Genomic DNA, 21,906 nt, shown 5'->3' with positions numbered 1-21,906 from the left:
TTTTTTATATCTTAATCTTTAAAGTTCATAACTAGCTTCTAAATTAATATTACATTCTTTTAAATTATTAATTCTCATGAGTTGCTTCCCACTGAATATCATATTCTTCCATATTATTAATTTTATTTAGAACAAATTTATTACACTCATTACTTATTCTTAATTTTGAAGTAAATTCTTTAAAATAATCCACTAATTCTTTTCCTCCTATTTCTGCAGTTATATAATTACTTACCGTTCTACTTAATTCCATTAATATCTTACAACACTTCATATCAGTTTCTTCATCTAACTTTCCTGATGTAACTGCTCTATAAACAATATATCCATAAATAGCTGAAAGCTTTAAGCAATCATCGACTTTTTCATCTCTTTTATCTTTTTTTCTATTTTCTATTTTTTTAATATCTTCTTCACTACATAATTCTTCATCAACTATAAAGTGTATTGCTGCAACTACAAAATCTTTCTTCAAATTATCAGTTAATTTTTCTTCAATATAATTCATAATTATACTATCCATACCTTTCCCCCCTAATCCTTTTATAATGCATACCTAAAAATTATCTTCTTATAAACCCCTATAAAATTTACTATATAAACTAAGTGTTTCTGTACTGCATAAAATCATTTATATGTCCTCATGCAAAAGGAATCATACACAGCTTTATCGTCATTACACTTTTTTTAAATAAAAAAGCAAGTTGATTCTAGTATTTCTACTATAGAACCACCCTTGCTTCTACTTTTATATATATACTTTTTCGCTTCTTTTGTCAATATATTCCAAAGAAATTTTATATGCCTTTTTTTATAATATTAACTTTTCTTCTATTATTATTAAATATTTACTTATATGAATTTTAACTTACAAAAATTTATATACTTTAGATTATCTATTTTCATACTGATCCTTATTAGGATTTTTTCTATGTGTATCCTCATAATAATTATATTTTTTATTTAACTCACAATTATCATAGTAATCATATTCTTTATACATTTCATCAACTTCATCGTCAAAATCACTTGCAACCTTTAATAATGAATAAATTATAATAACTCCTATACTTGCTCCTAAACCTACCAAAAAATTAATCATCTAATTCACCTCTAACTAAATTATTTATTCGATCTATTTATTGAAAGTCTAGCCATTAAATCATATTATTATTCACACCTAATTAAAAGGTTAATTGAAAAAACAGCGAAGCATAGCTTGTCGCTGTTTTTTCAATCCTTAAATCACCATATAATTGTACTTTTTTATCTTTTCACCTTTAATATCTTAAATTCCTCAAGGGGCTGGAGTTTTTTATTTTATGAAACCGTATTATTTTTGCATAATGATATTTTACTCATGATATTATCAAGGAGTTGTTTTCATTTCCCCCTGAGGAAAATGTATATTGATGTCTATTTAAGTATATTTTTTTTAGAATATTTAAACAATTACAAATTCTACTAAATATATACAAAAATCACTTATTAAAACACTTTTTATAATTACATTGTAATAATTACTAAAAATACTATATAATAAAATAGCTTATAATAAAAAAGGAGGTTCTTTATAACTATGAGTTTAGAAAAATTTTTAGGAAAAATAGTTAACTGGGCAACTACTGATGGTATAAAGCTAATTATAGGAATATTTTTACTATGGATTGGTTGGAAACTTGCTAAAAAAATAGTTAACATATTAAACAAAGCTCTAGAAAGAAGAAATGTAGATGTAACTATTAGATCATTTTTAGATACATTTTTAGAAGTAATCTTAAAAGGTCTAGTAGTCTTAGTAGTTTTAGAATATGTAGGAATTAAAACAACTGGTGTTGCAGCATTAGTTGCTTCTGCTGGGGTTGCAATTGGGCTTGCTCTTCAAGGAAGTTTATCTAACTTTGCTGGTGGTTTAGTAATTTTATTAATAAGACCTTTCAACGTTGGCGATTATGTTGAAGGTGCTGGACATAATGGTGTTATTGAAAAAATAGGTATGTTCTATACACATATGGTAAGTGTTGATAATAAATTAATACTTGTACCAAATGGAACCTTAGCAAATGGAAGTATAGTAAACTACTCTGCTAAAGAATTAAGAAGAGTTGATTTAACTTTTGGTGTAGGATATGAACAAGATATATTAAAGGTTAAGAGAGTTTTATCTAATATAGTGGAAGCTCATGACTTAATCTTAAAAACACCAGAACCATTTATTGCTCTTTCTAATCATGGTGATAGTGCTATAAACTTTGTAGTAAGAGTTTGGGTTAATAATAGTGATTATTGGAAGGTACATTTTGACTTACTTGAATCTGTAAAAGTTGCCTTTGACAATGAAGATATTAGTATTCCATACCCACAAATGGATTTACATATAAAAAATGAAGGATTATCTAAATAATATTTTTATGTAAGATAATAAATTCGCCTCCTGTTATCATCTAATAAATAGATTTACACGGGAGGCGTTTTTATTATAACACCATCTAGATATGATAATTCCCACTTCATAGTGTCAAACCTATATCTATAACTCTTAAAACCTATCGATATAACTATCTTTACGACTTGAAATTTTTTATATTTTCTGTACATAAAAAATACCTCCAGATAAGACCTAAATATTAAGTCCTACCTGAAGGCACGCATATTTTCTAAATTAGACTTTTTCAAAAGCACTTACTTTAACATTACAAAGCCAACTAGCACAACTATATAAAATACTTCCTATTACTCCACCAATAAAGTCAATCATAACATCATTAATACTAGCCCCTCTTCCTGGTACAAATAACTGATGAAATTCATCTGTCATTGCATAAAATAAAACTATTAATAATGTAAAAATAACTGCCTTCATTCCTTTAATTTCATGACAGGCCATTGCCCATAATAAAAGTATAGCAAGTACTAAAAACTCAAATGCATGAGCAGATTTCCTAACAAAAACATTAAAATTATTGAAATGCTCATACACAAATGACTTTATCCTATCTCTTACTTTAATAAGCAAATTCTTAATATCACTTTTATCAATACTAATCATTCTATTTTTAAAAATATCATTTGATTCTTGAGTTACTTTATTAATTTTTATCCTATTTGAAGATATGCTTTCCACATTATCTGAATTTATCCAACACAACTCTATACTGTTATAATTTTCACTATTATCATAACTAATAAATATATTACTTATCTCTCCTTCATTACACTTTCCCCAATTAACAGTACTATTTGGAACAATTATTTCTCTTGTACTTTCATTATAAACTATATATCTATTTAAGCTTGAACTATTATTACCATTTATTATTTTACGAATCATATCAAGTGCATTATCTTGAAATTCCTTTATCATATTAAGTACCTTAATACTTTTTTCATTTGACTGATTTCCTGGTTGGCTGGAATTATAAAATATAAATCCCATCCACAATATACATAATACTATACTTAATTTCTTCTTCATACCTGTCCCCCCTTTTAATTAACATAAACCTATAAAGTTATACCAATTATTCTTACCAATTTATTCATTAATAAACTATAAACAGTAAAATACTCCTCTTCACCCTACTAACAATAATCAATTCCCCTTTATTATTGTTATGCTTCTCCAATTAGGTGTACTTAAACTCAATAAATTATATTTATATAAAACTAAATAATATCCCAATACTAATATATTTATTTAGTCCCATATAATAGAAATATATGTTTTTGCCCCTGTTGTCAATCTAAATATTAAATTGACAACAGGGGCACTATTTATTATTACCAAGTTTTCTTATCTTCAAAAATATAATCATGTAACTGATTTACAGTTGCTTCTTTGTCAAATACTAAATAATATACTCCATTTATCATTTGACCTTCACAGTACCCATCTCTTGGGAATCTTTCTTGTTCTAAGCTTGTATTTCCTATACTTAATACTTTATTACCTAAATCCATTATTTCACCTGCATCAAGACTTGTGCTAACCATTGGTAATAAATCATTTAATAATGATGGATAAGATGTTGGTGACATACTTAATATCTTTTCAAATATCTTAGTTAAGACTTCTCTATGTCTTTCAGTTCTCTTATAATCTCCACCAGAAGTATATCTTATTCTGCAATATCCCATTGCTTGAGTACCATCTACATGCTGAAGTCCAGTAGTTGTTATTCCTGGAGAATTTGTTCCATTAACTGAATTTATATCACTTATATAACCATTAATATATTTTAATTCTTCTGAATCTATATCTAATTCTATTCCACCAATTTTGTCTATTATTTTAGGTAATGATGAAAAGTTTACTGCAACAAAATCTTCAATGTTTAAATCAAAGTTTTCATTTAAAGTTTTAATAGCTAATTGAGATTTACCAAATGCATAAGCATGATTTATCTTATCTAATCCATGTCCATCAATATTTACATAAGAATCTCTCATTATTGATGTTAGTTTTAACTTCTTATTATGTGTATCTATAGTTGCTATCATTATAGAGTCTGATCTACCAATACCATCTTCTCCAGCATCTATCCCAAATAAAGCTATGTTTGTTACCTTATCATCATATACAGATAATTTTTCTTGAACCTCTTCTGTAATTCCAACATTATCTTTATCTATTTCTACCTTTTCCATCTTATTAAATAATGAATTTGCATAAATAAATGCTCCTCCAACTGCCCCTAAAACAACAACTAAAATAATTGCCAATATCCATAATACAATCTTTTTGCTTTTATTCTTTTTCATTACTCTACTCCTTATATAACTAATTATAAGTTTATAAATAATTAATACCTACTTGTTTATATTATTATACAAAATTAAATTTACAATCCTTAAACTTATCTAAAACAATAATATTACATCTATTACTTATATACAAGTTTGAAATTGCTACTTCCATATTCTTATGTAAATCTTCTTCATAATTTTCTATGGTTAAATGCTTAGTCATTTCATCATAATTAAATTTCCCTAGAAGAAAATAATTCTTCTAGGGAAATAAAAGAAATTATATTATAGTTTTTAAATACTCTATAAATCCATCCCTTAATTCTTCTTTTCTAAGTGCATATTCTACAGTTGCTTGAAGGAATCCTAATTTGTCCCCAACATCATATCTTCTTCCTTCAAAATCATATGCATACATTGCTTCATGTTTAATAAGTTCAAGTAATGCATCAGTAAGTTGAATTTCATTCCCCTTACCTGGTTTAGTATTTTCTAATATTTCAAATATTTTTGGTGTAATTATGTATCTACCTAAGATAGCAACATTAGAAGGTGCTTCTTCTACTGCTGGCTTTTCTACTAAGTCTTTTACTTTATATACTCTATCTTCTATATGTATTCCACCAACTATTCCATATTTATTTACATCTTGAGGTGCTACAGTTTGAACTCCTAAAACTGAAGTTTTGTATTCTGCATAACAATCAACAAGTTGCTTTAAGCATGGTTTGTTATCATTATAAACAACGTCATCTCCAAGAAGTACTGCAAATGGCTCATCTCCTACAAAGGTCTTTGCACAAAGTATAGCATGTCCTAATCCTCTTGGTTCTTTTTGTCTTATGAAATGGATATTTACCATATCAGATATTTCTCTAACCATTTCAAGCATTTCTTGCTTTCCTGCTTTTTCAAGTTCCATTTCTAATTCAACACTTCTATCAAAATGATCTTCTATACTCTTTTTATTTCTTCCTGTTATTATAAGAATTTCTTCTATTCCTGATGCAACACATTCTTCTATAATGTATTGTAAAGTAGGTTTGTCAACTATTGGTAACATTTCCTTTGGTTGTGCTTTTGTTGCTGGTAAAAATCTAGTTCCCAGACCAGCTGCTGGTATTATTGCTTTTCTTATTCTCTTTTCCATCACTATTATCCCTTTATATATTAATTTTTATTTTCTCTTAAAAACATATATAATTATATCACTTTAATAATTATCTATGTTGTCCATTTTTGCGACTAGTTTCAATATTTGCAATATATTTTAACTATTTTTCATAATTAATTATAATAATACTAGAATTATTCTCCATATCCTATGTTGAAAAATCTACAATATTCGCAGATAATACATTTACCCTTAATTGTTAAATATAGTAAATTATCTTTATTTGTTATATAATTTTATTATAATTAAGTCTTGTGACAAATAAAGGAGCGATATTTTATGAAGAACTTTCTTTTAGTGGCTTTAAAATTTTTAAGTTGGCTTTGGACTTTATTTATGATTTTCATGATATTCTTTACAATATATATGTCACTTTATTTAAATCCGAAAGAAAAAATATCAATTTTAGTATATTTCATATTTGCTTTATCAGCATTACCTTCAATAATATTTTTATTTTATAGACATAAAATTGAAGCTGCTGCTAAATTAGAAGATCCACCCTTAAATATAGATAAATATCTTAATAATAAGAATTCTAACTTTTAAGAATTCTTATTACTAAGATTTTTTGAACATTTAATGTAAAAATACTAATTATATATATCTGATAACTCAATCTCCGTATTAGCTTCATTAAACTTATATATATTCATTATAGAATTATCTAATAATGTATTTGGTAATTTAACCTCAAAAACACTACCTTGATTTAATATACTATTTACAGAAATACTACCACCATGAACTTCAACCATAGATTTTACTATACTTAGCCCTATTCCACTTCCCTCATTCAATCTTCTCAAAGAATTATCTAGCCTTAAAAATCTATCAAATATTTTATCTTTCATTTCCAAAGGAATACCTATTCCGTTATCTTCAAACAATATTTTTATCCATTTCTCCTCTAAAATAATATCTATTTTTATAATTCCACCATACTTACTATATTTAGTATATTTAATAGAATTAGATATCAAGTTTAATACTATTTTTTCAATCATACTTGGATCATATTTAATATAATGCTCCTCTACATTTGTATCAAATTCAATACTTATATTTTTAGATTTCGCAAAGGATACTGTTGACATTGCTATATCTTCTACTAAAGAAACTATTTCATAATTTCCAAAATCAGCTCTAAATTCTCCAGTATCTATTCTCGTTGTATCTACTATATTATTTATAATCCTTAGCATTCTTTTGCTATTTACTTTTAAAGAACTACTATATTTATCATATACTTTTGAAAATTTCTCTTCATTAACTTTCCTTGTTTTTTCTAACAACTGTACTGTGGAGTAAAAAACATTAAGAGGGGTTTTCAACTCATGAGATAATACTGAAATAAATTCTGATTTCTTTATATCATTAATTTTATGGAAATTAAGCTCTGTTTCTAACTTAATTCTCTCTGTTATATCTACGTAAATAACTAATATTTCATTTTTATCAATATTTTCATCTGAATGAATAAGTTGAATAAAACAATCAATTATTGAATTGCCTTCATTACTCTTTAATACTCCCCTCCAAGTTCCTTCTTTATCTAAAATCCTCATAATTTCATTAAGTAAACATAATTTGATCATTTGTTTTCTTATATAATATTAAACAAATTACTATTGATATAATGGCCATTAATGTATTAATCACCCTAATAAACGTAGCTACAGAATATACATATCCAACACTATTATTACGGTTAAACACCCTAAGTACATAAAATAAAACTATTGTAACTACCATTATAAAAATAAACTCTCTAACTTTATTTGATTTTATCTTTAGTGCATTTTTCTCTATCTCTTTTATACTCATCCTCATATTTATCACCTTTGATAATCCATTGTTTTTTGAATATTATTTACAATTATACTACTATATTGCTCATTTTAAGCTTTTTCACAATTTTTACATAATTTTAACATTGCAAAAATATTCTTCAAAATAAAAAAAAGAAACAAGCATTAGCTTGCTTCCGTAAAATTCTGTACCTTGTAGGTAGTTTGTTTCGCAATTTTCTTCCAGTTATAATAACCATATAAAGAATTCAATAAATTAGTAAGCTTCATAACTATTATAATAAGTGCACTCTTATCACCAGATGCATATACCATTATCCACATTACTATTGATAAAGCATTTACCCCAACCCACATTAACCATTGCTCAGAAAATCTCATTAAATAAAGAATACTAGCTACAACAGAAACCACAGTTGTTAAAGAATCCATAAATGCCAAATTTCCACCTAATAAACTTAATACTCTAGCATATAAGAATACACAGACTAATGTACCAGCAAAAGTTAATACTATTAACTTACCAGACATAACCTTAAAGCGTATTTTCCCATCATCATCCTTATTTTTATTCCATAAATATATGGCTATAGCACTAACAGGAATACTAAATAACATATTATACATTACTTCTCCATAAAGCTTTACTCCCATACATTGATATGAATATAATAAACAATTAATAATTGCAAAATATAATCCTGCTATCTTTCCCTTTGCACCTAAAACTAAATTAAGACTGCCAGTTAAAGTTAGTGCCAATAAAAATGGTGCATCCCCATTTAAGTACCAAATAACCGTCATAATTGTACATACTGTTATTAGCCATAACTTTTCAAACATTGTCCAATCTGCGAAATAATTTTTAATTTTATCCATAATAATATTCCCCCGCTTTATACTTTAAATTTATCAAAACATTCTTTACTCAGCTTAGCCCCTTGTATTTGCACTACTTCTGCAGCTACCTTATTTGCTAATTTGCATCCAGACACAAAATCATATCCAACATTATTTTCTAAACACCCTACCTGTGAGTCATCAAAAAAAATATCTCTTGAATCCTTGGAATGAAGCTTACTTGAATCCACTAAAGAAACCTCCTTAGATACCCCTAAAGAATATGCTGAAATAATTGCACCAATATGACTATCACCAGCCCCTATTGTATCTACAACATTAACTCTTTCACCCTTTATATGAACAATTTCTTGCCCATCATAAAGTACTGTTCCTCTTTCACCAACTGTTATGAATACAGTATTTTTAGTTAATTCGTATAAATATAAAATGCTCTCATTCACATTATCCTTTTTAGTAAAATCCAAAGCTTCCTTTTCATTAAGATGTAATATTGGATTAGTTGAAAATATCTTTTTCATTGTATTTTTATCTATATCATTAATAACTGGACCTGGTGCAAAAAATATATTCTTGTCCTTTTGCTCTATTAACCAATTTGCTATTATGTCATCCTTATCTTCACAAAGCTGATAGCCAGCTACATATATATTTTCATATTCACTCATATTTAAGCTATTAAACCATTCTTTTTTATGAAGCCCTTCAATGCCCTTAACAGTAATAAATGTCCTTTCGCCATCATCTTCTACTAAACATAAACAATATCCATTGTCCATTTCTGAATCACTTATTAAAACATCATACCCATCTTCACTTAATGTTTTTCTTATTATATCTGCATACATTCCAGATCCTATTGGCACAAATAAATCATGATCCACATTAAATCCTCTCAAGATATTTGCAACATTATAAGCACATCCACCTACAGTTACTTTTCTTTCAGTACATAAAACATCCTCACCACTTTTAGGTAGCTTAGGTATTTTCATAATAATATCTACTATGGCAGCTCCAAGTACTAAAGTCTTCACTTAATGCAACTCCTTCCTTCCATTAAGATAGAAATATATCTATTAAAATCAACATCATTTGCTTCGTTTAAGACTTCAATATACTCTTTCTTTATAGAATCTATTCCCTTAAAAGCTCCACAAATTGCAGTTGCCATTGCTCCAATAGTATCAGTATCTCCAGCTAAATTTGCACAAAGCACCGCACACTTATTAGGGTCTTGTGCATAGTAAGCTATAGAAATTGCAGCTGGAACAGACTCGCTAATATTTACACCAGCTCCAACTATGTCATATAGTTTTTCTAAAAATAAATCTTCATCATCCTTATATTCCTTAGCTAAATAAATACCTAATTTTATTCTTTCTGTTAATGATGGACTAAAGGTTTCTGCACCTAACTTTCTAGCAATAGGCTCCATTTCAAAAACATCTTTTAGGACAGCTTCAAAGTCAGTATTTTCGATAGCTGAACTAACAGCTACTGCTATCATCGCCGCTCCTGCAATTGATATATCACTAGTGTGAGTTACTTCTGAAACTCCATAAACAAAGTTAGCTATCCTTTCTTTATCAGCAGCATTAAAAAGACATCCTATTGGTGCAATTCTCATGGCTGATCCATTTGATAAAGCCTTATCTGTAACTGCTTTTGAATCTATCCCATCTCTAAAATTAGCTAATGCAACCTTTGAAGTAGGTCCTAAAATATTATTTTCAAATGCCTTTTCTTTTTCAGCCCATTTTAAAAGTCTTTCTGCAATATCTTTAGAATTAGGTTTAAAGTTTGTACTATTTAATGAATCTACTAAAACAAGTGCTTGTCCTGTATCATCTGTAAATTGTCCTCTTTTATAATTGCAAGCTACACTATTTTCTTTAGGTCCATCTAATAATCCTTCAATCTTTCCAAAATATTTTCTTACTTTTTCTCTTCCCCATAGTTCTGAAGGCATTCCCATGGAATCCCCTAGTGCCATTCCATATATAGCTCCTGCAATTTTATTTCTCACTATTATCACTCCTGTATCCGCCACCTTTATTGAATTTATATCCAATTGTGTAACATTTCTTTTGTTTCAATTGTATATACACTTGTATTGTTGTGTCAATATATAATTAATCTTTTTAATTAGGAAATATAAATCAATATTTTAGAAACTTAATGCTATATTATTAAACTAAAAATTTTGTAATAATATATATGAAAACTGAGAAATCGATTTCTATTCAATGTTTAATTAAACAGGTATCTAAGGATATTATTAAGAAATATAGAGGTGAGAGTGTGAATACGCTAATAGATAATAAAAAAATTGATAAAAATGATAATGTTTCTATAAAGACTTTACTTACTTATAGTTCAGGAAGCTTAGGCAATAATATAATATATTCATTAATTAGTTCCTACCTTCTAATTTTTTTAACTGATAATTTTGGAGTAGGTGCAGCTGCTGTAGGTACATTATTTTTAGTAGCAAGAATTATAGATGCTATAACAGATCCTATCATGGGGGTTATAGTTGATAATACAAACACTAAACTTGGTAAAAGTAGACCTTATTTATTTATAGTTCCTATTTTTGTTGGACTTGCAACAATAATGTGCTTTTCATCACCAAACTTAACTTATAGTAATAAAATTATCTGGATATATGTAGCATATATCTTCTGGGGAATATCTTTTACTGCTATGGACATACCATATTGGTCACTATCTGCAAATCTTACAAGATCCTCTGAAGGAAAAACTAAGATTGTTACATCTGCAAGAACAGTTGCATATGTTGGTGGATTTATAATTTCTACACTTACTATTCCACTTGTATCAATTCTTAAAAACTGGACAACAGTAGCAATAATTTATGTTTGTTTTGCAACCATACTTACTTGGATTACAGCTTTAGGAACTAAAGAAATTAGTAGCACTTCTACTAAAAAAGAAAAACAAGGCTTTAAACAATTTATAGAATTATTAAAGACAAATAAACCTTTAAGAATAGTATTATTATCAATGCTAGTACTAGAATTAAGTGGCTCAATAAAAAATACAATATCTATATATTATATTAAATATAACTTTAATTCAGAAATGATGATTCCTGTTGTAACTTCAATTACTTTAGTAGCAAGTATATTAGGGGGATTAATATCTCCATATTTAACAAAAAAACTTGGAAAAAGAAATACAGCTCTTTTAGGATTATTAGTTGGTGCTACTGGATCACTTTTAATATTTTTACTATCATATTCTTCTTTATATGCAATGATAGCTATAAATTTCATATGTGGAATTTTTGATGGAGCTGGATATATTACCTTAACTTCAATGGTTACTGACTGTGTTGAATATGGTGAGTGGAAAACAGGAAAAAGATCAGAAGGTATGATATTTTCCCTAAATATCTTTAAAAGTAAAATTTCAAATGCAATTGGAGGTTCTTTATGTGGATACATTCTAGCGTATATTGGCTATAAAGCAAATTCTACTCAATCTATATTTACATTAAATGGAATACACATAATTCAAACTTTGGTTCCATGTATAATTATAATAACAAGCTTCTTATTATTAAGAAAATACAATTTATCAGAAGCAGAATATGATGCAATAGTTGATGATTTAAAACATGGAATTACAAGATTGAGTAACTAAATAGAATTAAAAAGGTATATTAAAATAAATTTTTATACTCACTATATTAAAAGGAGTATTTAGGTTGAATTAATCAATTCAATTTAAATACTCCTTCTTATATTTATATTTTTTATTTTCTAAACAACTCGTAAACATTTAAAATTAACTTTAAAATTTAAAGTAATCATCAAATCATTTATAACTATTTATTATCACTCGTTTGATTATTTCTATAATTCAATGGCGACATTGAAAAATACTTTGAAAATGTTTTTGAAAATAATAAGGAATCACTATATCCAACTTTGCTTGCAACTTCTCCTATTGGAATTCTAGTGCCTTTTAATAATAATGTTGCTTTATACATTCTAAGATTTATAAGATATTTCTGTGGAGAAACTTTAAGATTTTTCATAAACATTTTATATAAATAACTTCTGCTTAAGTTAACATGCTCAGCAATATCATTAACAGTTATACTTTTCATATAATTAGAATTAATAAAGTTAATTGCTTCTTGGATATATGTATGTAGTTCTTTGTCCTTATATTCAAAAGCCTTTGGAAATTCTTCTATAAATGCATATAATAAAGAATAAAGTTCCTTTAATAATAATATATCATCAGAACGTGAAGGATTATAAGTTTTTGATATTTCACACATATTTGATATTATACATGGAATTTTTGAGTCTTCTTTACACGTAGCAGCATAAGAATCAATTATAGATGTCCTATTTAAATATTCATTAGCATTTGAACCACTAAAACCTATCCAATAATATTCCCAAGGATCATCTATAGATGCTATATATTCAACTTTCATTCCTTTCAATAATATAAATACATCACCCTGTTTTAGGTTGTATACCTTATCATTAAATTTAAATGTACCATGCCCCTTAGTTATATAATGTATAACTGCATTTTTTAACACTTCATATTTATAGCCAAAGCCTGGAATGCCTTGCTCTATCCCACACTCATCTACATTCATTTCAAAATTTTCTTTAGTATATTTTTTCCATAGTATTTGCATATATACCTCCCAAACCTATAAAACTAATTGATTTTATATTAAGTCTTTTCTCAATCTCATTTATAAAAGTTTAATAAGGCCCCTATTATTAACCACAAAATTATAATGGAAACATTATACCATATTTTAGAACCTTATAACTATTTCAAAAGATTAATCTGGATATTAATATTAAATTACAAGAAAAAATACTAAAAAAAATACTTATATATAATTATGATTCATTATACCATAATTAAATTAAATATATTAGGAGGGAAATATGCCACTATTAAATGAATACCACGAAAATCTTTATAAACTGCATATTAACATGATGCAAAGAAGAAGTTACTATGTTCCATTTATTGATACTGATGAAGCTATTAATATTAAGGATAGAAATAAGCAAACTAGCTTTTTTTCACTTAATGGAAAATGGCAATTTAATTATTTCAATAGCCTACAATTAATTAAAGACTTTAATAATATTAGCGAAATTAATCTTTCAGATTCAATTGATGTGCCATCTGTTTGGCAAATGAATGGCTATGATTATAACCAATATATAAATGTTAAATATCCTATTCCTTATAATCCACCTTTTGTACCTAAGGATAATCCATGTGCAATTTATAAAAAGGAATTTGATTTTAAAATAAATTCTGAATCACATGATTATCATATAAACTTTGAAGGAGTAGATTCATGTTTTTACTTTTGGATAAATGATATGTTTGTTGGCTATAGTCAAATATCTCATAGCATATCTGAATTTGATATTACAAACTTCTTAGTTGATGGTAAAAATACTATTACAGTATTAGTTTTAAAATGGTGTGATGGCACTTATTTTGAAGACCAAGACAAATTTAGAATGTCAGGTATTTTTAGAGATGTATATATACTAACAAGATCAAAGTCAAGAATTGTTGATTATAAGATTACTCCTAGTGTAAACGTATCATCTAAAAAAGGAAAATTAAATCTTAAAATTCTTTCAACTATTGGTAATCCACATATTAAATATACTTTATTAAATCCAGATAATACTATAATTTCTTCTGGAGACATAAATGATAATAACTTACAAATAGATATTACTGATGTAGAACTTTGGGATGCTGAGTCACCTAATTTATATACATTACTAATAGAAACAGAAAATGAAGTTATAAAAGAAAAAATAGGAATGAGAGAAATCAAAATAGAAAATTCAATTTTAAAGATTAATGATACTCCTATAAAATTGAAAGGTGTTAATCACCATGATTCTGATCCAGTTAAAGGATATGCCGTTACTTATGATGACTTGCTTTGTGATTTAAAATTAATGAAAGAATGTAACATTAATTCTATAAGAACATCTCATTATCCTAAATCTCCAATCTTTTATGAATTATGCGATGAATATGGATTTTATGTTATGAATGAAGCTGATATTGAAACTCATGGAGTTGTTGAATTATATGGAGCTGGATATTTAGATAATTATAATATGATAGCTGATGATAAAACTTATGAAAATGCTATTGTAGATAGAATTGACTCTTCTATAGTTCCTTTTAAAAATAGATCTTGCATTTTTATGTGGTCACTTGGAAACGAATCAGGCTTTGGAATCAACTTTGAAAGTGGAGCTAAACATGCTAGAAAATTAGATTCTTCACGTCCATTACATTATGAAGGTGCATTTTACGCTAATAAAGAAAGGAAAAATGATTTTTCTAACCTTGATGTTATTAGCAGAATGTATCCAAGCATAGATGAAATTAAAGATTACTTTAAAAAAGGTATAGACAAGCCATTAATATTATGTGAATATGCACATGCAATGGGTAATGGCCCTGGTGGATTAAATGAGTATGATGAACTTATTCAAAATCATGATGAATTTGCAGGTGCCTATGTTTGGGAATGGTGTGACCATGCCCTACTTATGAAAGAATATAAAGATGGTAAAAAAGCATATGGGTATGGTGGAGATTTTGGAGAAGTAAATCATGATGGAAACTTCTGTGTTGATGGTTTAGTTTATCCTGATAGAACTCCTCATACAGGATTATTAGAATTTAAAAATGTTAACAGACCTGTAAGAGCGTTAGAATTAGACCAAACTAATAAAAAAGTTAAACTAAAAAATATGCTTGATTTTAAAAATATCAATGACTTCTTAGATATTACTTATAAAGTGTATTTAGATGGTTGTTTACTTTCATCTAATAAATTAATATTAGAAAGCCTAAAAGCAAAAGAAGAAAAATGGTATGACTTAAATATATCAAATTTACCAAAGGGAATAGTTACTATACTATTTGAATACAGTGTAAAATATAATAATTCACTTTATGAAAAAGATACAATTTTAGGCCATGATCAATTTATTATAAAAAATGATGCTGAAAACATATCATCTATAACTAAATTAACAAAAATTAATGATACCTGTGAAAAGTTTTATATAGAAGCAACACTTAACAAAATTAAAATTACAAATTCAGATTTTAATTTTATATATAATAAAAATACCGCTTCCTTTGACTTTATCGAATCATTAGGAGAAGTATTTATAGATAATCCTATGGACTTCATTATTTGGAGAGCACCTACAGATAATGATAGAAAAATAAAAAATGATTGGATTGAAGCTGGTTTTGATCAAATTACAACACATGTATATAATAATGAAATTAAGACATATTCAAACAAAGTTGAAATAATTAGTTCCTTATGCTTAATTCCTCCATATAGAGAAAAGGTTCTTGATCTTATAGTAACTTGGAGCATTTACCCATATGGTTTAATTAAATGTGATGTTAAGGCTAATAAAAATATGAAAACACCTTACTTGCCACGTTTTGGAGTACAATTAAAATTAAATAAATCATATGAACATGTAAGTTACTTTGGCTTTGGCCCATATGAAAATTATATAGATAAAAATTCATCATGCTATTTAGGCAGATTTAATTCTACTGTTTCTGAAATGCATGAAGATTATATAAAACCTCAGGAAAATGGAAGTCATCATTTCTGTAGAGAGGTTTCTATTAGTAATACTAAGAAAACGATCTATGTTTTATCTGAAAATGATTTTGCTTTTAATGCTTCACATTTTTCTGTTAATCAGTTAACTAATACTAATCATAATTTTGAATTAAATAAGGAGAATTTAACTTATTTAATTATTGATTATAAGCAAAGTGGTATTGGCTCAAATAGCTGTGGTCCTGATTTACCTGATGAATATAGATTTAATGAAAGTGAATTTTCGTATAATTTTTATTTAAAATTTTTATAATATTAATCTTTTATCTATGTACTATATATCCCCATAAAAAGAGTCAAGCTTTAAAGCTTGACTTTTCTTATTAACTTGGATTTACTTTACTACATTTTAGTTTAATTAAATTTTACTTAATATTAAATCAACTAATCCATTAGCCATTTCATTTATTTCTTCTTGATTTTCCCCTTCAAGCATAACTCTTACTAATGGTTCAGTTCCTGATGGTCTTATAAGAACTCTTCCTACTCCATTTAGTTTAGCTTCAACCTCATTAATAGCCTTAACAATTTCTTCATCTTCTAAATATATATTCTTCTTATTATTAGGAACTGTAGCATTAACTAATACTTGTGGTAATTCCTTCATAACTCCAGCAAGCTCACTGAAAGTCTTTCCACTTTCCTTAACTATTGCTGCTACTTGAAGTGCTGTAACTAATCCATCTCCAGTAGTATTATGGTTTAAGAATATAATGTGCCCTGATTGCTCTCCACCTAATACATAATTATCCTTAAGCATTTCTTCAAGAACATATCTATCTCCAACCTTAGTTTTAACTAAATTAATTCCTTCTCTTTTAGCAGCAATATCTAATCCTAAGTTACTCATTACAGTTACTACTAAAGTATCATCCTTTAATTGTCCAGCTTCTTTTAATGCCTTAGCACATATCGTTAATAAAAAGTCTCCATTAATCATGTTTCCTTTTTCATCAACAGCTAAACATCTATCAGCATCACCATCAAAAGCAAAACCAATATCACATTTCTTCCTAACAACATAATCCATTAATTCTTCCATATGAGTTGATCCACAATTTTCATTTATGTTATTCCCATCTGGATTATCGTTAATTACATAAACTCTAGCCCCTAATGCTCTAAAAGCTTTAACTGCAGCTTTATATGCAGCACCATTAGCACAATCTAAAGCAACTTTTAATCCCTTAAAATCAGTTTTTATAGTACTTTTTGCATATTCTATATATTCATTTAATGCAGATTCTTCTCTATAAACTCTACCCACACCTTCACCAACTGGGCTTGGTACTCCTTCAAATCCACATTCTATTACTCTTTGAATTTCATCTTCTAATGAATCAGATAACTTGTATCCTTTTCCATCAAAGAATTTAATTCCATTATATTCTACTGGATTGTGTGATGCTGAAATCATTACTCCTGCATCAGCATTATATTCTCTTGTTAAATGTGCTACTGCTGGAGTTGGCACTACACCTAAAATTATAGCTTCTGCTCCAACTGAAAGTATACCTGCTACTAAAGCTGATTCTAACATATCTCCTGATATTCTTGTATCTTTAGCCACCAATATTCTTGGTTTATGTGTCCCTTCTGTTAATACATAAGCTCCTGCTCTTCCTAAATTATATGCTAATTTTGCAGTTAATTCTGTGTTAGCTATTCCTCTAACACCATCTGTTCCAAACATTCTTCCCATTTCTGTTTACCTCATCTTTATTTTTATCTAATCTTATTCCCAGATTTTCTTATCTTCAAATATATATTCATGTAACTGATTTACTGTTGCATCCTTATCAAATGTTAAATAATAAATTCCATCAATCATTTTTCCTTCGCAATATCCATCTAAAGGAAATCTCTCTTGTTCTAATGAAGCTACTCCCATAGATAAAACTTCAGTTCCTAATTCTAATATTTCAGCTGAATTAAAGTTTGTTTTAACCATAGGTAAAACTTCACTTAATAATCCTGGATATTTAGTTGGATTCATAGCTAAAATTTTCTCAAAGATTTTAGTCAATACAGTTCTTTGCCTTTCTGTTCTTACATAATCTCCACCAGTAGCATATCTAATTCTTGAATAATCAAGAGCTTGATCTCCCGTTAAATTATAAGTACCAGCACTCTCTATTCCTTGAATATATGATACTTCTTCACTAGTAATATCTACTGTTATTCCACCTATCTTATCTATAATTTTAGGCATAGTAGTAAAATTTACAGCAACAAAATCTTCAATATTCAAATTAAAGTTTTGATTTAAAGTCTTGATAGCAAGCTCAGCTCCACCAAATGCATATGCATGATTTATTTTATCTGTTCCATATCCATCTATATCTACATAAGAATCCCTCATTATTGAAGTTAGCTTTAACTTTTTATTATGAAAATCTAATGTAGCAATTATTATAGAATCTGATCTACCTACTCCACCCTCTTCGGCATCTATTCCAAATAAAGCTATATTAGTTATCTTATCATCATATTGAGATAACTTTTCTTCAACCTCTTCAGTTATTCCAACATTCTCTTTATCTATTTCAACCTTATCTATTTTATTTAATAGATAATTTCCATAAAAAACTGTTGCTCCCACTAAAACAAAAATTAAAATACCTGCTATACAAGTAGCCCATATAGCTACCTTCTTACTTTTTACCATATTCTCTTCCCCCAAATTCCTTACCTTTTAAATACCTTTATTTTCTCTATTAATATAGTATTATAAAATGCGATATAATATAGATTTATATCGCATTTTAAATTATTAATTACTAAAAACTATTCTACAGTAACTGATTTAGCTAAGTTTCTTGGCTTATCTACGTCGCATCCCTTTTGCTTTGCAACATAGTAAGATATTAATTGAAGTGGTACAACACTTACCATTGGAGTTAATAAATCAATAGTCTTTGGAATATAAACTAAAGAATCAACAACGTCCTTAGTTGTAGTGTCTCCTTCATTAACTACTGCAAAAATATTTCCACCTCTTGTAGAAACTTCTCTTACATTAGAAACCATCTTGTCTTTTAAAGCTTCTTGAGTTAATAATGTAATAACTGCAGTTCCTTTATCTATTAATGCAATTGGTCCATGCTTTAATTCTCCCCCAGCATATGCATCACAGTGAATATAAGATATTTCCTTAAGTTTTAAAGAACCTTCCATTGCTACTGCATAATCTAATCCTCTTCCTAAGAAGTAAATATCTCTGTGATTATAGTGTTTATCAGCATACTTTTGAAGTTCTTCCTTCATTTCTAAAGCTATTTCTATCTTTTCAGGAATAGTTAACATTTCGGCTTTAATAGCTTCTGCTTCTTCAACCGAAATAGTTTCCTTTAATCTACCAAAGTATAATCCTAAGATATAAAATGCAGCTAATTGAGTTACATAAGCTTTAGTAGATGCAACTGCAATCTCTGGCCCTGCTAATGTATAAATTACATCATCAGCTTCTCTAGATACTGAAGAACCGACAACATTAGTTATTGCAAGAACTCTAGCTCCTTGTCTTTGACCATCTCTTAATACTGCAAGAGTATCTGCTGTTTCTCCTGATTGAGATACTACTATTATAAGAGTTCTATCTGTTATTAATGGATCTCTATATCTAAACTCAGATGCAACATCTATTTCTACTGGAATTTTAGCAAGTTTTTCAATAACTGTTTTACCTACAACACCTGCATGATAAGCTGTACCACAAGCTACTATATAAACTTTATCAAAGTTTTCTAATTCTTCCTTACTAAACTTAACATTATCTAATTCAATTTCTTTTCCTAATTGAATCTTCCCTGCTAACGTATCTCTTACTGCCTTTGGTTGTTCATGAATCTCCTTTAACATAAAGTCTTCATATCCACCTTTTTCAGCAGCATCTACATTCCAAGTTACATGGTAAACTTCTTTTTCAATTCTTTCACCATCTTCAGTTCTAAGTTCAACACCATCTTTAGTTAAGATAACAAATTCTTTATCTTCTAAAAGATATATATCTCTAGTGTGATTTAAAACTGCTGGTATATCCGAAGCTATAAAGCTTTCCTCCTCACCTAATCCAACTATAAGTGGACTATCTTTTCTTACTGCAATAATTTTATCTGGCTCATTATTTGCAATAACTCCAATTGCAAAGCTTCCTTCTAATTTTGAAGTTGCCTTAACTACTGCATCAAAAAGATTTCTTCCATCTTTATAGTAGTAATCTACTAAGTTTGGTATAACTTCTGTATCTGTTTCAGATAAGAATTCATATCCTTTTGAAGTTAACCACTCTCTTAATTTCATGTAGTTTTCAATAATTCCATTATGTACAACACTAATTGTTGCATTTCCATTTGAATGTGGATGTGAATTAACATCAGATGGCTCTCCATGAGTTGCCCATCTAGTATGTCCTATTCCTATATGTCCATTGATTGGATTAGCCTTTAAATCATTTTCTAAGTTTGCTAATCTTCCTTTAAGTTTTCTTACGCTTATTCTTTCATCTTCTATGATTGCAACACCTGCTGAATCATATCCTCTATATTCTAATTTTGAAAGACCTTCAACTAATAAATCAGCTGCTTGTCTTTTACCAATGTATCCTACTATTCCACACATATTTTATTCTCCTTATTATTAACTCTTATTATTATAACTTGAGTATTTTTTCTACTTATTTATCTATTTATAATAATAGTAAAATTTTCTTCTTCAAATTATAACATATTTATGTTATATTTTTTGATAAAAATAATAGTAACATACAACTTTTAACGTAAATTTTAAAAGTTTTTTGTTATATTTTTTCAATATGACCTTAATTTAATTTTTATTTAACTAAATCAATACACTTACGTTTTTACATAAACTTATTTAATTAAACTGTAATTCCATAACACCTAAAAATATTTATCAATATTTGAGTATTACAAAATAATCATATTTAGATTTTATGCCCTAAAAACAATAATTTGAATATATTAACATTTCTTATTATATATATTGAAAATGGAAGACATAATGACCCTACTAATATGTTACTAATGAAAAATATATTATAATTAGTTATATTTAATATTTCAACTATTACTATCATAGATACTATTTGGAAAAACCACGAAAATAAATATATATCCATTGAATGTTTTCCTAAAAGCAATAAAATTTTAGCAATAATACTATTATGAGATATATTGTTTACAATATACACCAATAATATGGCGCCCAAAATCCCACATATAAATAAATATAAACCATTAAAATGAATATTAATAGTTACACCTGTACTAACAATAAATGTATATATTAATATTAAAACAAAAGAAATTATTACACTTATTTTTCTAACCTTAAATAAATTATTACCATTTTTATTATATATATCTCTAGTATACATTTCAATTAAATAGAATACTAAAAAGAAGCAAGCTCTACTTATTGAAAACATTTAATTATATTTAGGTACTAATATATTTAATAATATGGCTATAGGCATTACTATTTTCCAACTTAATTTATATAATAAAGGTGCCATGATACTAATTATTAATAATGTATATAAAAACCATAATGCCCCCATAACACCACTTTCC

At 27.3% G+C, this 21,906-nt stretch carries 20 protein-coding genes; 4 read left to right on the top strand and 16 right to left on the bottom strand.

What is annotated here, in order from left to right; all coding sequences use genetic code 11:
- Positions 1–67: 67 nt before the first annotated feature.
- Positions 68–523, bottom strand: a complete 456-nt coding sequence (locus tag TY07_RS13695; RefSeq protein WP_042401118.1) for a hypothetical protein — start codon at positions 521–523, stop codon at positions 68–70.
- A 369-nt stretch (positions 524–892) separates the two neighbouring features.
- Entirely contained in the window at positions 893–1,102 is a 210-nt protein-coding gene (locus TY07_RS13690; RefSeq protein WP_042401115.1) for a hypothetical protein, read from the bottom strand.
- Positions 1,103–1,573: 471 nt separating this feature from the next.
- Between TY07_RS13690 and TY07_RS13685 the strand changes: the two genes are divergently transcribed.
- Positions 1,574–2,404, top strand: a complete 831-nt coding sequence (locus TY07_RS13685) for a mechanosensitive ion channel family protein (RefSeq protein ID WP_412221769.1) — start codon at positions 1,574–1,576, stop codon at positions 2,402–2,404.
- A 258-nt stretch (positions 2,405–2,662) separates the two neighbouring features.
- Here the strand turns inward: TY07_RS13685 and TY07_RS18620 are convergent, their stop codons facing one another.
- The 4 genes from TY07_RS18620 to galU all read right to left on the bottom strand — a co-directional run bounded on the left by TY07_RS18620 (position 2,663) and on the right by galU (position 5,896).
- On the bottom strand, positions 2,663–3,475 hold the full coding sequence (locus TY07_RS18620; protein ID WP_052330739.1) for a VanZ family protein: 813 nt from the start codon (positions 3,473–3,475) through the stop codon (positions 2,663–2,665).
- A 305-nt stretch (positions 3,476–3,780) separates the two neighbouring features.
- Positions 3,781–4,761 carry an LCP family protein gene (locus TY07_RS13675; protein ID WP_042401109.1) on the bottom strand — a complete coding sequence of 327 codons (981 nt, stop codon included), beginning with the start codon at positions 4,759–4,761 and terminating at the stop codon, positions 3,781–3,783.
- A 64-nt stretch (positions 4,762–4,825) separates the two neighbouring features.
- Positions 4,826–4,969: a hypothetical protein gene (locus TY07_RS18395; protein ID WP_156327850.1), complete on the bottom strand. Its 144-nt coding sequence runs from the start codon at positions 4,967–4,969 to the stop codon at positions 4,826–4,828.
- A gap of 57 nt (positions 4,970–5,026) precedes the next feature.
- Positions 5,027–5,896 (bottom strand): UTP--glucose-1-phosphate uridylyltransferase GalU, encoded by an 870-nt coding sequence (gene galU / locus TY07_RS13670; protein ID WP_042401106.1) that lies wholly within the window; start codon positions 5,894–5,896, stop codon positions 5,027–5,029.
- Positions 5,897–6,199: 303 nt separating this feature from the next.
- Between galU and TY07_RS13665 the strand changes: the two genes are divergently transcribed.
- Complete coding sequence (locus TY07_RS13665; RefSeq protein ID WP_042401103.1) at positions 6,200–6,469, top strand: hypothetical protein; 270 nt, start codon at positions 6,200–6,202, stop codon at positions 6,467–6,469.
- Between the two features lie 44 nt (positions 6,470–6,513).
- Here the strand turns inward: TY07_RS13665 and TY07_RS13660 are convergent, their stop codons facing one another.
- The 5 genes from TY07_RS13660 to TY07_RS13640 form a co-directional block, all read right to left on the bottom strand.
- Positions 6,514–7,488, bottom strand: coding sequence for a sensor histidine kinase (locus TY07_RS13660; RefSeq protein WP_198134005.1), 975 nt, complete (start codon positions 7,486–7,488; stop codon positions 6,514–6,516).
- A gap of 7 nt (positions 7,489–7,495) precedes the next feature.
- Positions 7,496–7,753 carry a hypothetical protein gene (locus TY07_RS13655; RefSeq protein ID WP_042401100.1) on the bottom strand — a complete coding sequence of 86 codons (258 nt, stop codon included), beginning with the start codon at positions 7,751–7,753 and terminating at the stop codon, positions 7,496–7,498.
- Between the two features lie 143 nt (positions 7,754–7,896).
- Entirely contained in the window at positions 7,897–8,610 is a 714-nt protein-coding gene (pnuC, locus tag TY07_RS13650; RefSeq protein ID WP_042401097.1) for a nicotinamide riboside transporter PnuC, read from the bottom strand.
- A gap of 17 nt (positions 8,611–8,627) precedes the next feature.
- The gene (locus tag TY07_RS13645) at positions 8,628–9,629 is read right to left on the bottom strand and encodes a PfkB family carbohydrate kinase (protein WP_042401094.1); all 1,002 of its coding nucleotides are present in this window, start codon (positions 9,627–9,629) and stop codon (positions 8,628–8,630) included.
- Positions 9,626–10,621, bottom strand: a complete 996-nt coding sequence (locus TY07_RS13640; RefSeq protein WP_042401092.1) for an ADP-ribosylglycohydrolase family protein — start codon at positions 10,619–10,621, stop codon at positions 9,626–9,628. The genes TY07_RS13645 and TY07_RS13640 overlap by 4 nt, the downstream gene beginning before the upstream one ends.
- 275 nt (positions 10,622–10,896) lie before the next feature.
- Here TY07_RS13640 and TY07_RS13635 point away from each other — a divergent pair, with 275 nt between their 5' ends.
- Positions 10,897–12,264 carry an MFS transporter gene (locus tag TY07_RS13635; RefSeq protein WP_042401089.1) on the top strand — a complete coding sequence of 456 codons (1,368 nt, stop codon included), beginning with the start codon at positions 10,897–10,899 and terminating at the stop codon, positions 12,262–12,264.
- Between the two features lie 184 nt (positions 12,265–12,448).
- Here TY07_RS13635 and TY07_RS13630 read toward each other — a convergent pair whose 3' ends face one another.
- A complete protein-coding gene (locus TY07_RS13630; protein WP_042401086.1) occupies positions 12,449–13,285 on the bottom strand; it encodes an AraC family transcriptional regulator in 837 nt (278 codons plus the stop codon).
- Between the two features lie 262 nt (positions 13,286–13,547).
- On the opposite strand from TY07_RS13630, the gene TY07_RS13625 reads away from it, so the two are divergent.
- Complete coding sequence (locus TY07_RS13625) at positions 13,548–16,565, top strand: glycoside hydrolase family 2 TIM barrel-domain containing protein (RefSeq protein WP_042401083.1); 3,018 nt, start codon at positions 13,548–13,550, stop codon at positions 16,563–16,565.
- A 105-nt stretch (positions 16,566–16,670) separates the two neighbouring features.
- Here TY07_RS13625 and glmM read toward each other — a convergent pair whose 3' ends face one another.
- The 4 genes from glmM to TY07_RS18390 form a co-directional block, all read right to left on the bottom strand.
- Complete coding sequence (gene glmM / locus TY07_RS13620) at positions 16,671–18,014, bottom strand: phosphoglucosamine mutase (RefSeq protein WP_042401081.1); 1,344 nt, start codon at positions 18,012–18,014, stop codon at positions 16,671–16,673.
- A 33-nt stretch (positions 18,015–18,047) separates the two neighbouring features.
- Entirely contained in the window at positions 18,048–18,980 is a 933-nt protein-coding gene (locus TY07_RS13615) for an LCP family protein (protein ID WP_042401078.1), read from the bottom strand.
- Positions 18,981–19,099: 119 nt separating this feature from the next.
- Positions 19,100–20,932, bottom strand: coding sequence for a glutamine--fructose-6-phosphate transaminase (isomerizing) (gene glmS, locus TY07_RS13610; RefSeq protein ID WP_042401075.1), 1,833 nt, complete (start codon positions 20,930–20,932; stop codon positions 19,100–19,102).
- Positions 20,933–21,257: 325 nt separating this feature from the next.
- Positions 21,258–21,710 (bottom strand): hypothetical protein, encoded by a 453-nt coding sequence (locus TY07_RS18390; protein WP_198134004.1) that lies wholly within the window; start codon positions 21,708–21,710, stop codon positions 21,258–21,260.
- Positions 21,711–21,906: the final 196 nt, after the last annotated feature.

It is taken from the genome of Clostridium saudiense (genome assembly GCF_000577815.1).
GTDB lineage: Bacteria > Bacillota > Clostridia > Clostridiales > Clostridiaceae > Clostridium > Clostridium saudiense.
The sequence above is the reverse complement of the archived record's forward strand: the minus strand, read 5'-3'. Positions and strand labels throughout refer to the sequence as shown.